Source organism: Vibrio sp. 1401, assembly GCF_033340295.1.
Window position 1 is genome coordinate 1 of record NZ_JAWOWF010000759.1, and the last position, 541, is coordinate 541.

1 protein-coding gene is annotated in these 541 nt (G+C 46.0%); it reads right to left on the minus strand.

All coding sequences use genetic code 11. The features are described 5' to 3' along the window. The coding region (locus R7Z77_RS28005; RefSeq protein WP_318137387.1) for a PhoH family protein at positions 1-541 on the minus strand (541 nt) is incomplete at both ends.

Below are 541 nucleotides of genomic sequence, written 5' to 3' on the forward strand. Positions count from 1 at the left end.
CCAGTTTTTCACCCGCTTCTACCGCCGGACGTGTCAAAAGAATGCGACGAATTTCTTGGCGTTCTAGTGCATCAACTGCTGCTGCAACGGCAAGGTAAGTCTTACCTGTACCTGCAGGACCAATACCAAAAGAGATGTCGTGCGTAACCATATTGACCAAGTATTGAGCTTGGTTTGGTGTGCGCGGTTTAATGACGCCTTTTTTGGTTTTTACGAACACTTCTTTACCGTGCGCAATACTTGATTCGGTATTTTGTTCTAATACGCCAGATTCTTTGATCGCCAGATGAATTTGTTCTGGTTCGATATCTGGGATCTCGCCACGCACAGGCGCAGTATCTACATAAAGCGTTTTTAGAATGTCCAGCGCAGCCGCTGAGGTGTGAGGCTTACCAACAATGGTAAAATGGTCACTACGATGGTTGATTTCAACGCCTAGACGGCGTTCTAAATGCTTGATGTTGTCGTCGAATGGACCGCACAGGCTAGCAAGTCGGCGGTTATCTGAAGGTTCTAGGTTAATTTCTAGAGTTACGATTTT